The sequence below is a fragment of the Saccharopolyspora phatthalungensis genome, from assembly GCF_014203395.1.
Lineage (GTDB): Bacteria > Actinomycetota > Actinomycetes > Mycobacteriales > Pseudonocardiaceae > Saccharopolyspora > Saccharopolyspora phatthalungensis.
On the sequence record NZ_JACHIW010000001.1, the window covers coordinates 3,342,541 to 3,354,886 of the forward strand.

Below are 12,346 nucleotides of genomic sequence, written 5' to 3' on the forward strand. Positions count from 1 at the left end.
TCCCGGTATGAGCGGGCGAGGGGAGGGAACGGGCCTCCGGTACGGCTGGACCACCGGGGCCTGCGCCACGGCGTCGACGGCCGCCGCTTACACGGCGTTGCTGACCGGGACGTTCCCCGACCCCGTCGAGATCGTTCTGCCGAAGGGACACCGGCCGGCCTTCGCGCTTGCGCGCGAACGGCTGGGCGAGGGCTTCGCGACGGCCGGCGTGGTCAAGGACGCCGGCGATGATCCCGACGTGACGCACGGAGCTCTCGTGTCGGTCACGGTCAGCCACGCGGAACCGGGACAGGGGGTGCTGTTTCGCGCCGGGCCGGGCGTGGGTACCGTCACCAAGCCCGGCCTGCCGCTGCCGGTCGGTGAACCGGCGGTCAATCCCGTGCCGCGGCAGCTGATCCGTGACGTCATCGCGCGCGTCGCCGCCGAGCACGGCGGCAGTGGTGACCTCGTCGTCGAGGTGTCCGTCGACAACGGGGCGGAACTCGCCCGGCACACCTGGAACCCGCGCTTGGGGATCATCGGCGGACTGTCCATTTTGGGCACCACGGGCGTCGTCGTGCCGTACTCCTGCTCGGCGTGGATCGACAGCATCCGCCGTGGCGTCGACGTCGCACGCGCGGCAGGGCTCGACCACGTCGCCGGGTGCACCGGCAGCACCTCGGAGAGGGTGGTCACCGAGCTCTACGGCCTGCCCGAGGAAGCGTTGCTGGACATGGGAGATTTCGCCGGAGCGGTGCTGAAGTACCTGCGTCGGCACCCGGTTGCGCGGCTCACGATCGCGGGCGGCATCGGAAAGATTTCCAAGCTCGCCGACGGACACCTGGACCTGCATTCCAAGCGCTCCCAGGTCAATTTCGCCCTGCTCGCCAAGATCGTGGGTGATGCGGGCGGAGGCAGCGAACTGGCCGACCGGATCGGTGGTGCCAACACCGCGCTCGAAGCGCTGCAACTCTGCCTCGGTGCGGGCCTCCCGCTCGGCGATCTCATCGCCGAGCGGGCGCGTGAGATCTGCCGCGAAACCCTGCGCGGGGCACCGGTGTCGGTGGACGTCATCGTCATCGATCGTGCAGGCACCATCGTCGGCCGGACCGCCTAGTAGGACTTTGTTAGGTGGTCATGGTGGTTGCTGGTGGCAGGTGGGGCATCGGCCTGTCCAGGTGGCCAGCAGGACCTGGAGGGCGTGGAGGATCTTGTAGAGAGTCAGGCCGCCCCAGGTGCTTTTGGGCTGGTCAACCGGAGTTCGGTGAGGAACAGATGGGCGGCGGAGGTGAGGGTGACGTGGCGGTGCCAGCCGGTGAAGGAACGCCCTTCGAAGTGGGTGAGCCCGAGCCCGGTCTTGAGTTCCCGGTAGTCGTGTTCGATGCGCCACCGGATCTTGGCCAGCCTCACCAGCTCACGCACCGGGGTGTCCTCGGGCAGGGTGGAGATCCAGTAGTCGGTGGGTTCGGGCTCGCGGGGCGGCCATTCGACCAGCAGCCAGCACACCGGCAGACTGCCGTCAGCCTCCCGGGGAATATCGCGGTTGGCCGGCCGCACCCGCAGGGCCAGGAACCGAGAGCGCATCGCAGCGGTGGGATTGCCCTGGGTTTTCTTGGTTCCCTGCCGCCAGGTCACCCACCGCAGGCCCGTGCGTCCGGCGGCGAGCACGAGATCCCGCAACGTGGCGGGCGTGTCCTGGTAGCGGGGTGCGGGCCGCCGTCCCCGGCCGGAATACGACGCGGCCACCGGCTCGGCGTCTGCGGGATGAGCGGTGGCGGCCGCCTTGACGGCCATCACATACGGCAGTCCTCGTGCGCCCAGTTCGCACCGGAAGGTCGCGTTATCGCCGTAGCCGGCATCACCGACCACCACCGGCGGAATGTGCCCCCAGGCGGCCAGTTCGTCGAGCATCTCCAACACCAGCCGCCACTTCGGGCGATACCCCTGATCCTCAGGAATGCCGCAACGTGCCCGCCGGGCGGCGATGCGTTCGGCCTCGGCGCCGGTCGCGCACTCATCATCCCAGCTCTGCGGGAGAAACAACCGCCAGTCCAGCGCGGCCGAACAGGCATCGGTGACCGCGTGCACGCTCACCGCGACCTGGCAGTTGGTGACCTTGCCCGCCGTGCCGGTGTACTGCCGGGCCACCCCCGGCGAGGCCTCGCCGTCCTTGAGATGCCCGGTGTCATCCAGCACGAACGCCTCCGGGCACACCACCTGCACCGCCCGCGCCGCCAACCGCCGCCGCACCACCGCATAATCCCACGTCGAGGACGTGATGAACTGCTGCAACCGCTGATGATCCACCCCCAACCGCTCGGCCATCGGCTGCATCGACTTACGCCGCCCGTCCAGCATCAGCCCCCGCAGATACAGCCCACCATTCGCCCGCTGCTCACTACGGACGAACGACGTGAACACCTCACCCGCGAATTCCTCCAAACGGTCACGGACAGCGTCAAGCTCAGCCGGCAGCATCCCAAGATCATCCCACACGATGATCTACAAGTAACAAAGCCCTACTAGCGCCAAGTCCGGGAAAGTTGGCGATTTCGCGCGAAACGGGCTATGAAGCAGTGGCTGATCTCGCGGGACCTGCCGACTGATGGTCTTGATCAAAACAAACGCCTTGAGGCGTTGCTACGTACCGTAACGGGTGAAGCGAACAAGCGGCGTGATGCGCCCAGGGTGAGCAAGGCGCATGATGGGAACGCGGCGAATGACAGAGCGCATCACGTGGCGATGCCCCCGCACCTTGGGTTGGGAAGCCGGTGCGGGGGCCGCTGTTGCTCTAGTCTGTGTCGCTGTGGGCCGCTGGCCCGGCTACTAGCCCTAGCCGAGGCAGCGGCTTACGCCACGCCTACGCCGTTGAGCCAGCCTTCACGCTGGTTGGTGCCGGTAAGCCGGGTGGAGTCGGCTCGCTTCCAACCCTTCACGGTGCCGTTGATCAGTTTGCGGACGTGTTCGACGTGTTCGGCTACGGCCCGGTGCCAGATCAACCGCTGTTCGGATAGCTCGCTGGTCAGTGGGCGCAGTACCCGGACCACGCCGGTGTCCTTTTCCACGAAGTCGGTCGGTTTGAAGGTGCGGTTTGCGATCAGGTGGGTCACGTAGGACTCGACCAATGGGCGGGCGACTTCGACGATGTCCAACGCCATCGATCGCATGTAGGTGTCGGAGTGGCATACACCCATGTTCGGGTCGACACCTTGCACGTAGCAAGCCAACACGGTTTCGGCTTTGGCGATTTCGTAGCAGTAGTTCAGCATCGCATTCACGGGATTAATTGCGTTGCGGTTGGCGTTTTGTTTGGCGTTGGCGTTGTGGTTGAGTTCGCTGGTGCGTGAGTCGAAGATTCGCCAGTGATACGGCACTTGACCATCGAATTGCAGCTCTAGCAGTCGCCATGAGTCGAAATATGCTCGCGCTTCTTCGGCTTCCACGGTGCGGCACTGCCGTTGGCTCGTGCAGGCGTTGAGTCTGTCGATCCAGGTGGCGGCGTCCCATTCCGGAATTACCTGCCGGTGTCCCTGGACCTTTTCGGCCAGAAGGTGTTTCGTGATCTTCAAACCGACAGAACGGGCGCACGCTTGCGCACGAAGCACTCTCGTGTCTGCCATCGATTGTGCCGAGGCATTCATCAATTCGCCTTCGGGGCTGATTACGACAAGGGAAATCGGGTCGGTGCGACGCTTACCGCCGGGTGTTACGCCTAGTCCGTGAATCCAGCTCATCGCGTCAATGGAAATGTGTCCGGTTTGGCCGATGACCACGATTCGCCGCACGTGGCGGTCCTTGCGGGCGATGGTGCGGGTGCGTCCGCGTCCGCACATGCCGTCTTTGATGACGAGTTCACCTTTTTTCACGGTGATGGAAATCCCGTGTCCGTCCACCACTACGACGGACGGGTCACGGGATTCGCGAGTGAATGTTTCGGTAATCGGTTCCGTCATGCATCCGATTTTAGTTGTCCGATGTCCACGGTTGTGATGATCAGCGGATGCTGCGGATGATGCACTGAAAGGAAACATCCATGTTAAAACGTGCACCCGCCGGAACCGTACGACTCCAATTCAAACGCTACCCGTTCAACAATGGACACGAATACCACGACCGCATCACAGGTCACATCCTATTCCGCGAACACACAAAATGGAAGTGTCGGCACTGCGATTTCCACGTTCCCGAACAGCGATACATGACGTGGCGAGCCATCATCGAAGATCACCGTAGACACAACGGCAAGACCTGATACCCTCACCGTGTCAGAGGGCGGTAAGCCAAGCCGACACATTCGAACCTCAGACACAGCGGTGCCCCGGTACGTCGGTTACCGGGGGCACCGCTGTTGTTTCGTCAGCGATCGAATCGGCCTGTCTTAATGGCTCGAATGAACGCAGTCACGTCGACTTTCAGCGTCGGCCCCTTCGGGTCCTTGGAGTCTCGAAGCCGGTCTAAGGCGTTGGTCAACTCAACACAGTTGCCGTTAGGGTTGGAATAGCTTGACTTTCGCCAACGATGAGCGGTCATGGCGTCCTCTCCATTTCCTTTGCGATCTTTTCGATAAGTTCCGCAGAAGCGGCTGGATTTATCGCAATTTCGTGGAACTTATCCACGGCTTTCCTATATTCCGACACGTCATGTTCCGTGGGGACAAATGCGCCCGAACTGTAGTGCTCAAAGTGAACGACCGGCGGCGCGTCTGGAAAGTCGTAGAGCACAAACGGACCAGACCAACCCGGATGCCAGCCGACACGAAGCGGAACAACCCGTATCGAAACGTTCGGGCGACTGCTCATTTTTACCAAGTGTAGAAGCTGGTTTACCATGACATTCGGTGATCCAATAGGCTCATGTAGAACTGCCTCGCTGATGAGGCCATTAAAATGCACCGGATCATTACGGGTTATGACCTCACTTCTACCAATACGAACCATGACCCGTAGATCAATGTCCTTGTGGTCAAGTCCACTAGCTTGCATTATTGCGCGGCTATAGTCTGGCGTCTGTAGCAAACCCGGGACTACCATCGGAGTCCATTCGGTAATTGCGGACGCCGAACGTTCGCATTCGACCGCACCGGCGAGCTGCTGCGGAATTCCGTTCATTCCGACAGTAAGCCAGTTTGGCTCGTCCACGTTTCGGGCTAGGTCGAGTATTCTTTCCCGTTCGTCGGCTGACACGCGAATAGCTGCGAGAATCATTGCGACTTGTTCAACGTTGGGTACCCGATGGCCATTTTCCCAGTGTGAGAGCTGGGTGTTCGAGAGTGAGAGCTGCCGTGCTAGTTCGCGCTGCCCTACTCCGCTAGCCATACGTGCCTCGCGGAGAGCTGCCGATAGTGCCCTTGCACGTGGCGTACCTGCGATAGCAGCCATGCAACACATCCTATCGAGTGGTCCGGAAGAGACGGTCACCCGATTAGATCCCTGCACGGTATGCGCAATCAGAGGCTAGTTGCGTCATCAGCCGCAGGTTCGCAAACGTACGCGTAGGAGGGGTTATGCAAAGTGGCGACATCGTGCCAGTACCGCCAAACGACGCCGAGAGCGGCCCCCAGACGGACGGTGACGAGCCGCTGCTGCCGTGCAACCAGCCTGCGCCCGTCCGGCGCTACTCGGAACAGTCACACCTGACACTGCTGCTCCGGCAGGCCGAGCACGCTATCAGGGACGCTTGCGACAGCCTGATCCACAGCCGTTGCACGGATACAGAGCTGCACGACCTTGCCCACGGCCTTGAGATCGTCGCGGGTGGCGTCAGGGGCTATCTGGACACAAAGGATTCCACTGGTTCTTTTCCATCCTGATCTTGGCTGGTCAGGGGGTGTGGACGCGGGTGGTGGAGGTGTGGGTGGCCTGGTCAAGGGCATGATCGTTTCTGTTGATCATCTGACACCGGACGGGGACTCGGAAGCAGCGTGATCATGATCATGTTGCGGGAAGAGAAGACGAACGCCCTCGGCGGGTTTGAATGGTTCGTGACAACACAATCGAGCCCCGCCGAGGGCGCAGAGCCCATTATGTATCAGGTCCGGCTTCCGCTGTCGAGGACCACGATCGATTCCGTCGCCTCGCTGATCACCGCCCACTGCAAGAAGATCGGCTCCCGCCGGCGCAAAGTCACTCCGGGCAGGCAGGCGGTCATCGTGCTTGCCGTGCTGCGTCACGATCAGCGGCTGCTGGATATGGCCGGGGGCAACGCCGTATCGGCCTCCACGATCAGCAGGTGGGTCGCCGAGGTCATCGACCTGCTGGCCGCCTGCGCCCCCCGCCTGGACCGGGTGCCGGCCAAAGCCACCCGCGCCGGAGCGGACATGGTGTTGCTGGACGGCACCCTGGTGCGCACCCAGCGCCGCAGCGGCCGTGACAACCGACGAAACTACAGCGGTAAACACAAAGCCCACGGCCTGCTGTTTCTCGCCCTCACCGACGCCTGCGGCAACCTGCTGTGGATCTCCGCGGCCGCACCCGGCCGGGCCTCGGAGATCACCACCTCCCGCCGCAACAAGCTCACCACGAAACTCCGCGAGCACGGCCTGGGCGCCGTGGCCGACCTCGGGTTCACCGGACTGGAAGACGACCCCGACGACCCGGTCATCATCACCGGCCGCCGCGCCGCCCGCTGCCACCCGATCACCGACGCCCAGAAGCAGGCCAACCAGCTCCTCGCCCGCGAACGCGCCGCCTGCGAACACGCCTTCGCCGACCTGAAGAACTGGCGCATCCTCACCCGGCTGCGCATGCACACCCGCAACGCCACCCGCCTGCTGCGAGCACTGCTGGTGCTGACCAACCTGGAAATCACCCGCTGACGAACAACCACGATCGCGGAACCCGACACGGCGTCGCCCCCCGGCCATGCCCGGCAAGCGTCGGGCGTGACGCAGCACGGCCGGCGCGATGACCGCCTGCACGCCCGGGGGTGGCTTCGCGCCGGCGGGAGCCGATTTCCTTGCGCCAGACCGGAGATCACGTCGCTGACGGCGTGCGGGTGGAGACCGGCGGCAGGCCCCGGTACATAATGCGCGCTGCGCCCCCGGCGAGGTTTCTTTGTGTTGTCACGAACCCATCCGAACCCGCCGAGGGCTACCCTATTTCGTTTTCCCCGGCCGTGATCGCGATCACGCTGCCGTGGGCCGGGGGGACGGTGTCAGCTGATCACCCTTGATGATCATGACTCTGACCAGCCCACTCACACCTCGCCGCCCACGTCCACCCCACCTGACCTGCAAAGATCAGGATGGAAAACGCTCAATGGAAATCGGCGTGCCGATTTCCATTGATCATCTGACACCGCCCCCACGGCCCACGGCAGGGTGATCATGATCACGGCCGGGGAAGACGAAAAAGGTGGCCCCCGGCGGGTTCGATTGGTTCGTGACAACACAAAAACCTCGCGGCGCAGCACCCATTATGTACCAGGTCCAGCTGCCGGTCTCCACCCGCACGCTTCAGGTCGTCAGTGACCTGGTTTCCGCTCGCCGCAAGAAGATCGGCTCCCGCTGGCGCAAGGCACCCCCGGGTAAGCAGGCGATCATCGCGCTGGCGGTGCTGCGTCACGACCAGCGGCTGCTGGACATGGCCGGCGGCAACGGCGTCTCGGCCTCCACGATCCGCCGGTGGGTCCTGGAAGTCATCGACCTGCTGGCCGCCCGCGCCCCCCGCCTGGACCGCGTGCTGGCCACCACCGTCCGCACCGGGGGCGAGGTGGTCCTGGCCGAACCTGGCCGTCGTGCATCACCCCCGCCGGCAAAAACCTCCGCAGGTCACCGGGCCGGGGAGGGCCTCCCCAGTTCCCGCCGCCACTATCTGAACGTTCCGCGCCCCATACGCCGGGCAGTCCCTCACGGCTGCAATCCAGGAACTACACCGCTTCCATGGCCTTCACCCCGATTCCGAAGGGCTCGGCACCCCCTGCCACCACCCTCACGGGCGGCATGAGTAACGACGCCGCAGGCTTCGCTTCACGCTACCGACCGCTCAGTCGCTCCCCCTACAAGGGCTTTCGACACTGGGCTTCGACACCGCAGGTTTCCCCACGACACCGCCAGTCTGCTACCGGGCCTCCTGGCAACTACCCGGACCGGACTCACACCGGCAAGCGACGACGAGCTGACAACAGAACATCAACCTCCTACACGGTCAACCCCCTGTCTGCTGGGCGCACCGAAAACGCTCAATGAAATCGCCGCCCCCCAGCGTCCGCCCCCAGGAAGTCGACCGTGGCGAGGTAGCAGCCCTCGTGGTCGTGCACTGGAAGACCGTGACCCCGGCCGGCACGATCTTCAGCTCATTCACCACTCCCAGCTCACCCAACCTGCGGTGGAAGGCCACGCAGCCGGAGGCCGGGGTGAGCTCGTCCTCCGTGCCGACCCGGCTGAACACCGGCGGACACGACGAATCCATATAGGACATTGGTGAGGCGACGGACACCGCTCAGGTCCGAGAAACTCCTCGACCATCTCACCAATAGCCGGGACCCCGAGGCCGATCACCGGAGCGCAGGATTGCACACAAGCCACAAAAAGCCCGCTGACCTGCGCTTATGCGCCCGGTCAGCGGGCTCCTCCGGCTGTCGGGATTCGAACGCTCGCCCCTCGACCCCAGTCAGGTCCTAAGAGGACAGCCGCTGGCGGAAACATCGAAACCGCTGGGAAACGCATCCGTTCGCAGCAGTCACACAGCTTCACGCCAGTACGGCACCTCGCCCGTTCCGAGCGACCCTCAAGATGATTGAGGTTTCCGAAAAATCTCGCCACCCGCACACAGCGGTGACGAAAAGCCATCACATTCGGCAGCGGCATCTGGGGGCATAGGCGGCAAGCCCGCAGCTCACGAGAACCGGCTGACGAACCGCTTCTGCCAGGGGGTTTCCACCGCACGTTTCGAGTAGTTCTCGCGGACGTATGCAACGGCTTCGTGGTTGGGCACACCATCAAGCGCGACCAGACAGGCCAGCGCCGTGCCGGTACGTCCGAACCCACCACCGCAGGCGATCTCGACCCGCTCGGTCTTCGCTCGCTCCAACAACTCACGCAGCGCCTCGGCGAAACCGGCGCGATCGGTTGGCAGCCAGAAATCCGGCCAACGCAGCCAGCGGCTTTCCCAATCAACCTGCGGTGGCCGACGCCCACGCAAGTACAGGCCAAACTCAGGCTTCGGGCCGGGTGGGAGGTCGTTGCGCAGCCCACGCCCGCGAACAAGACGTTCGGATGGCAAGCGGAGCACTCCCGCCGTAGTGGGGTCCCAAGTGGCATTCATCGTTCGAGATTATCCTTCCCGCGATCACTTAGCAGAGTCGACCTACCACGAAGCGTAACCGGTAGTGTTACCAGCTGTCTCATGCCTGGCACGGAAGCCCATCTCGGATCACCCACCAAGGCCACGTCGGGGAAGCGATTGAACAAGGAGCGCAAGGCCACCTCGCACTCCTGCCTCGCCAGCAGTGCCCCAAGGCAGTGATGCGGCCCAACGCCGAAACCGATGTTGTTCTTCTGCGGGCGCGTCACGTCGAACCGCTCTGGGTCGTCGAATACGCGCGGATCGCGATTCGCCGAGACGAGAATGGTCTGCACGGCTTCGCCTCGCCGAATCAGCTGCCCGCCGACCACTACGTCCGCGGCGGCGTAGCGCAGCTGCGTGATCAGGATCGAAGCTGACCAACGCACGAGCTCCTGAACCGCGCTCGTCCACCGGCTAGGGTCTTCCCGCAAGAGCGATAACTGCTCGGGGTGTGTGAGCAGCGCCTGAACGCCATTGCCAATCAGATGGGCGGTGGTCTCGTGACCTGCCGTCGCCAGCGACAGGATCATCGTTACCAGCTCGACTTCAGAGAGCCGGTCCCCGCTTTCATCGCGAGCCCCGAGCAGTTCGGTGACCAGGTCGTCGGCGGGTTCGGCACGGCGCGACCGCACCAGGCGGTGGGTGTAAGCGACCAGCTCCCGAGCCGCTTCGCCTTTGGATTCCGGCGTAATAGAGGTGAGTGCGGAACCCGCGCTGCGCCACAGCTCCCGGTCCCGCTCGGGCACGCCGACCAGCTCACAAATCACTGTGATCGGCAGGGGGTAGGCGAACTCCGGGATCAGATCCGGCGTGTCGTCGAGCCCGTCGAGCAGGCCGGCGGCGATGGCCGCTACCCGCGGACGCATCGCCTGCACCCGTTTGCCGGTAAATGCCCGCGATACCAGTCTGCGCAGCCGGGCGTGGTGCACGCCGTCGAGGTCCAGCACCGATTCGGTGATGTACGGCAGCAGTTCGGCCGGGATGTCGAGCATCACCAGCATTCGTTCCCGGTTCTCGTTAACATTGAGCCCCGGAACCGACGCAGGATTGTTCACGAATCGCGGGTCACCGAGCACGGCGCGCACCTCGTCGTGCCGGCTGACGTACCAGGCGGGAGCGCCCTCGGCGGTTCTCCCGCGCACTACCGGTGCCTGTTCACGCAGCTGGTTGAAACCGCCATATGGGTCGGCCACGAGTTCCGGATCGAGAATGCTGGGTCCGGCGGGAGTTGTGGTCATGACTTCTCCAGACTTTCAGTGGGAGCCGGTCAGGTTGAGCGTCACGACACCTCCGATGATCAGCAGGACTCCGGCGGCCTTTGCCGCGGTGAGTGGCTCCTTCATCGCGACGATCCCGACGATGCAGACTGCTGCGGTTCCGACGCCCGACCAGACCGCGTACGCGACGCTGACTTCGAGCTTCTTGAGCGCCAGGGCGAGCAGTGCGAACGACGTCAGGTAGCCGACCGCCACAACCACGCTCGGCAGCGGCTTGCTAAAACCATGACTCAGCTTCAACGCGGTAGTAGCGACCACCTCCGCAGCGATGGCGCCGAGCAAGAGCACCCATACCATGCGTTCAGAACCTCCGCCACGGTGACAGCCCCTGCTGCCTGATTCGCTGGTGCAGCAATCCGATGTAGACGATGTCGACGATGAAGACCACCAGGTACAGGAGGTTGATCAACGGTGTCAGCGGGTACTCGCTGTGGGTAACCGAGCCCGCCAGGAAGGACCACAGGCTCTCCGGTACCGGTTGCGTCTGGCTGGTGGTTACCGTGAGCGCGGTGGCAATCCAGGCGAAAAGGGTGCCCAACCACTTCCCCACCGCGATGTACATCGACTGTCCCGCAATGCTGTCCCGCCGCAGGAACATCGCGACGAACAGGATCGACATCATGAAGTTGATACCGAAACCGGTGTATTCACCGAGCGGGTCATTGAACTCCAGGAATGCCAGGTACACCACGGGAAAGGCGATGGCGATCGCGACGACCACGATGAGCCTGAAGTACTTGCGAACCAGCGGCGCAGCGAAGTCCTTGGCGCCGTACTTGAACACCTGCCAGGCGATGACCAAGTCAATGAAGAAGCAAGGTATGCTTAATATGTGAATGTGGTCGGCCAACGGATCGAGGATGAATCCGTAGATCGACTCCCACGACAGGTTGGCAGCCAGCGCAGCCACCGGCATACCGAACGATCCATCTTGGAACCCGCGGTAAATGATCCCAAGGTAGGCGATAGCCCAGAAAACCACGCAGAGCACGCCGGCGGCGATCACTATTGTCGGGTCGGTCAAGGCACCTCCGTCCAGATTGGAGAGAGATACCCGTCCTGCGGCAGAGGCGCGGGAATCGCGCTGGTCAGCTTGCCGTAGCGCTTCGCGCAGAGCGACGCCAGCTTCATCTGCCGGGCACGCGGAAATCGTTCGAGCTCGGCGCGGAACATCGCTTCATAGCGCTCGATCTCGGCCCGCATGCGCGTGGGCGCTTCAGCGCCGTAGAGCTTGACGAATACCGCGTAGGTGTTGAACTTCTTGTCCACGAGGTCACGCGGGTAGTGCGCGAGGTCGTTCGCGAGGTCGGCCAGCACCTCGACCGGCCACAGCAACCGGAGCAAGTGGTCGTCCACGGGTTGGCGCAGGAGCGCAAAAACCATGCCGTGCAACAGGCGCACGTCGGACGGCCGCAGCTCGGCCAACCGCATAGCCTCAGCGTGCCCCAGCACTCCGTTCGAAGTGACCCGGTTCTCGATGCGGACGTACTGCTCGGCGGCCTCGATCTGCTTCGCCACCGCGTCGTTGTAGGCCCGCATTCGGCGCAGGAGCGCGACGAACTTCGCCTTGTATTCGTGCAGCGCGACGTAGTCCTGGTTCCGCGCGGTATCTAGATCGACGGCGCGCGCCCCCTCGGTGATGGCGTCGACCTGGTACACCAAATGCTCGATCAGCAGCAGCGGCAACGCGCAGCGGAGGCGCTGCGCGACTGTCAGTCCGTTCGCCGGGAAGTACAACGCCAAGACGTAGTCGCCAAATATGCGGAAGGCTTTACTGGAGACCACGCACGACGCCTGGAGCCTGCT

14 protein-coding genes are annotated in these 12,346 nt (G+C 63.6%); 5 read left to right on the forward strand and 9 right to left on the reverse strand.

Going from position 1 to position 12,346, the window contains the following annotated elements:
- Positions 1 to 7 precede the first annotated feature (7 nt).
- Positions 8 to 1,096 carry a cobalt-precorrin-5B (C(1))-methyltransferase gene (locus tag BJ970_RS15465; protein WP_184726913.1) on the forward strand — a complete coding sequence of 363 codons (1,089 nt, stop codon included), beginning with the start codon at positions 8 to 10 and terminating at the stop codon, positions 1,094 to 1,096.
- 104 nt (positions 1,097 to 1,200) lie between these two features.
- On the opposite strand, the gene BJ970_RS15470 is transcribed toward BJ970_RS15465, so the two are convergent.
- The 4 genes from BJ970_RS15470 to BJ970_RS15485 all read right to left on the reverse strand — a co-directional run bounded on the left by BJ970_RS15470 (position 1,201) and on the right by BJ970_RS15485 (position 5,366).
- Entirely contained in the window at positions 1,201 to 2,457 is a 1,257-nt protein-coding gene (locus BJ970_RS15470; RefSeq protein ID WP_184726914.1) for an IS701 family transposase, read from the reverse strand.
- 371 nt (positions 2,458 to 2,828) lie between these two features.
- Positions 2,829 to 3,932, reverse strand: coding sequence for a CRISPR-associated endonuclease Cas1 (locus tag BJ970_RS15475; RefSeq protein WP_184726915.1), 1,104 nt, complete (start codon positions 3,930 to 3,932; stop codon positions 2,829 to 2,831).
- 403 nt (positions 3,933 to 4,335) lie between these two features.
- A complete protein-coding gene (locus BJ970_RS15480; protein ID WP_184726916.1) occupies positions 4,336 to 4,509 on the reverse strand; it encodes a DUF397 domain-containing protein in 174 nt (57 codons plus the stop codon).
- Entirely contained in the window at positions 4,506 to 5,366 is an 861-nt protein-coding gene (locus BJ970_RS15485; protein WP_312864447.1) for a helix-turn-helix domain-containing protein, read from the reverse strand. The genes BJ970_RS15480 and BJ970_RS15485 overlap by 4 nt, the downstream gene beginning before the upstream one ends.
- Before the next feature lie 116 nt (positions 5,367 to 5,482).
- On the opposite strand from BJ970_RS15485, the gene BJ970_RS15490 reads away from it, so the two are divergent.
- The 4 genes from BJ970_RS15490 (at position 5,483) to BJ970_RS15505 (ending at position 8,391) form a co-directional block, all read left to right on the forward strand.
- A complete protein-coding gene (locus BJ970_RS15490; RefSeq protein WP_184726918.1) occupies positions 5,483 to 5,788 on the forward strand; it encodes a hypothetical protein in 306 nt (101 codons plus the stop codon).
- A 117-nt stretch (positions 5,789 to 5,905) separates the two neighbouring features.
- Positions 5,906 to 6,793, forward strand: a complete 888-nt coding sequence (locus BJ970_RS15495) for a transposase family protein (RefSeq protein ID WP_221467177.1) — start codon at positions 5,906 to 5,908, stop codon at positions 6,791 to 6,793.
- Positions 6,794 to 7,358: 565 nt separating this feature from the next.
- Positions 7,359 to 7,922, forward strand: a complete 564-nt coding sequence (locus BJ970_RS15500) for a helix-turn-helix domain-containing protein (protein ID WP_221467178.1) — start codon at positions 7,359 to 7,361, stop codon at positions 7,920 to 7,922.
- A gap of 238 nt (positions 7,923 to 8,160) precedes the next feature.
- Positions 8,161 to 8,391, forward strand: coding sequence for a hypothetical protein (locus tag BJ970_RS15505; RefSeq protein WP_184726920.1), 231 nt, complete (start codon positions 8,161 to 8,163; stop codon positions 8,389 to 8,391).
- Positions 8,392 to 8,813: 422 nt separating this feature from the next.
- Here BJ970_RS15505 and BJ970_RS15510 read toward each other — a convergent pair whose 3' ends face one another.
- The 5 genes from BJ970_RS15510 to BJ970_RS15530 are packed head-to-tail and all read right to left on the reverse strand — an operon-like array spanning position 8,814 to position 12,325.
- Positions 8,814 to 9,242, reverse strand: a complete 429-nt coding sequence (locus tag BJ970_RS15510) for a protein-tyrosine phosphatase family protein (RefSeq protein ID WP_184726921.1) — start codon at positions 9,240 to 9,242, stop codon at positions 8,814 to 8,816.
- Positions 9,239 to 10,501, reverse strand: a complete 1,263-nt coding sequence (locus BJ970_RS15515) for a cytochrome P450 family protein (protein ID WP_184726922.1) — start codon at positions 10,499 to 10,501, stop codon at positions 9,239 to 9,241. The genes BJ970_RS15510 and BJ970_RS15515 overlap by 4 nt, the downstream gene beginning before the upstream one ends.
- A gap of 15 nt (positions 10,502 to 10,516) precedes the next feature.
- Positions 10,517 to 10,837, reverse strand: coding sequence for a DMT family transporter (locus BJ970_RS15520; protein WP_184726923.1), 321 nt, complete (start codon positions 10,835 to 10,837; stop codon positions 10,517 to 10,519).
- Positions 10,838 to 10,841: 4 nt separating this feature from the next.
- Positions 10,842 to 11,546 carry a transmembrane-type terpene cyclase gene (locus BJ970_RS15525; protein WP_221467179.1) on the reverse strand — a complete coding sequence of 235 codons (705 nt, stop codon included), beginning with the start codon at positions 11,544 to 11,546 and terminating at the stop codon, positions 10,842 to 10,844.
- Between the two features lie 14 nt (positions 11,547 to 11,560).
- The gene (locus tag BJ970_RS15530; protein ID WP_184729122.1) at positions 11,561 to 12,325 is read right to left on the reverse strand and encodes a hypothetical protein; all 765 of its coding nucleotides are present in this window, start codon (positions 12,323 to 12,325) and stop codon (positions 11,561 to 11,563) included.
- Between the last annotated feature and the right edge of the window lie 21 nt (positions 12,326 to 12,346).